1 protein-coding gene is annotated in these 2,334 nt (G+C 44.6%); it reads left to right on the top strand.

Annotation, left to right across the window (positions count from 1 at the left end; translation table 11 throughout):
• Positions 1–246 precede the first annotated feature (246 nt).
• Positions 247–2,148 carry an adenylate/guanylate cyclase domain-containing protein gene (locus QUB44_RS30550; RefSeq protein ID WP_333373613.1) on the top strand — a complete coding sequence of 634 codons (1,902 nt, stop codon included), beginning with the start codon at positions 247–249 and terminating at the stop codon, positions 2,146–2,148.
• Positions 2,149–2,334: the final 186 nt, after the last annotated feature.

Raw genomic sequence — 2,334 nt, 5'->3', positions numbered from 1 at the left:
CATAAGTTAGGGTGAATCCGACTTCTAAACTCTAAACCTAAACCCTGCCTACTGTCTAGAACGAAATAGCCCTGGGTCGCCACCACCTATATATGCTCTAGCAGTGGGAAAGCTACTCTGACCGAAAAAGTCTTCAACCAATTAACCAGCCTTCGGGCGGCCAAAACTGATCAAATCCAAGATTATTTTCAAAGCCTTTACCACCATAGCCAAACCTTAAGCGAAGACCTAACAGTCGTCGGTGCCATGCAGGAGTTCAAGACAGCCTACCGCCAACTTGAACAATCAACAGTACCAGCGGATTTTGACGCAAAAATTGATACCTTCTACCGGACAGAATTTTTAACTAAACTAACGCGAACTAACGAGGGTTCCCCCGTTCTGGCATCCTACACGCCAAAAACAACTGCTGCCCGTTACTTGCAGTACCACTACATCGCTGCTAACCCCAACCCCGTTGGCAAAAAACTTCTCCTTGACAATCCAGGCGACGCCAGCGCTTACAGCCGCGCTCACGCCCGCTACCACCCTATTTTTCGCAATATAGTGGAAAAATACGGTTACTACGATATGTTTTTGATCGATCCCGAAGGAACTGTTGTCTACACGGTTTTTAAAGAAGCTGACTTTACCACAAACTTCACCAACGGCCCCTACAACGAGAGTAACCTAGCATCCGCGATCGCCGCTGCACGACAAGCAAATGGAAAGGGCTATGTGAAAATAGTAGATTTCAAACCCTACAGCCCTTCCTACGGTGCGCCTGCGGCTTTTATCGCTACCCCAATCTTTAACGGCTCCCAATTCATTGGTATTTTGGCGTTCCAGCTTCCCGTTGACAAAATTAACAATGTGATGACTGGCAACAAAAATTGGAAAAAAAATGGTCTGGGCGATTCAGGAGAAACTTATCTGGTTGGGTCGGATTATTTAATGCGCTCTGCGTCTCGTTTCCAGATTGAAGACCCAGAAGGTCATGCAAAAACTCTACGCTCGATCGGCACTGATGAAAAGACTGTCAAGAAAATCAAAGAGTTCAATACTACAATCCTTCTACAGGAAGTGCAAACAAAAGCAGTGAAGGAAGCTTTGTTTGGGAAACAGGGCACGGAGGCGATCGACGATTATCGTAATATTCCAGTTTTGAGTTCTTATGCTCCACTAGAGATTAATGGATTGAAGTGGGTGATCTTGGCAGAGATAGATGTTTCTGAAGCCTATGCCTCAATTCACTCGTTTGAAAAAAAAGTTTTGATTGGCGCTACTTTAATCATCGTGCTAATCACCCTTGTTGCCATGTGGCTGACCTCAATCTTTGTCAGACCCATTAATACTTTAATCAAAAGCGCTCGCAAGGTGGGGGCTGGAGAATTTGATGCGGTTGTCAAATCGGGTTCGCAAGATGAATTTGGAGACTTAGCTAAGTCATTTAACCAAACGATAGGCAGCCTTCGTACCGAAACTCAACTAATCTATCGCGAAAATCGCGAAAATGAAGCATTAGTCTTAAGTATATTTAGTCCGGCAATCGCCAAACGCCTCAAACAGGGCGATCGAGAAATTGCCGAGCAGATTTCTAATGTCTCTGTCTTGTTTTCCGACCTCCACCAATTCACCAAGCTGACTCAATCAATGTCCCCTCAAGAGGTTGTTCGCTTGCTGAATGAACTGGTAACAGGCTTTGATGAAATGACAGATAAGTACGGTCTAGAGAAGATTAAAACTATTGGTGACGGTTACATGGCTGTATGCGGGCTTGGTATGCCACGTCTGGATCATGACAAACGCACGGTAGATTTTGCTTTGGAAATGCTATCGTTTGTCCGCCGATTTAGTTATGAAAAAGACTTACATCTAGACCTGCGGATCGGCATCAATTCAGGAGATGTGGTTGCAGGGGTGATTGGTAAAAATAAATTGCTCTATGACGTTTGGGGCGATACTGTAAATATTGCCAATAGATTGAAGTCGGCTTGTCCGCCTGGAACAATCTTAGTTTCTCAAGACATCTGCTCGCGACTCCACGATCTCTACGATTTTGAGCTGGTTGGTGAAATTCAAGAACCTGGAAAAGAAAAGCTAGTGGCTTGGCAAATCAAAACTTCTAAGCTGAGCGTAAGTGTTCGAGAGGAAGAAGTTTATGAGTAATTTAAGCTTTTCAAATGACTGGCAAACCTGGGCGGTAATTGTCGGATTAGGGTTCCCACTCCTAGTCGTTTTACTAGGAGAGGTTATTTATCATCTACAAAGGCGCGGTAGGGTGCATCTCAGTTTGGCAAATACATCAAATTGAAAGTTGACCGTTGAGATAAGCACAGCGAAGAGCAAGGATAG

The sequence above is a fragment of the Microcoleus sp. AT3-D2 genome, assembly GCF_036705715.1.
Taxonomy (GTDB): domain Bacteria; phylum Cyanobacteriota; class Cyanobacteriia; order Cyanobacteriales; family Microcoleaceae; genus Microcoleus.
The sequence above is the reverse complement of the archived record's forward strand: the minus strand, read 5'-3'. Positions and strand labels throughout refer to the sequence as shown.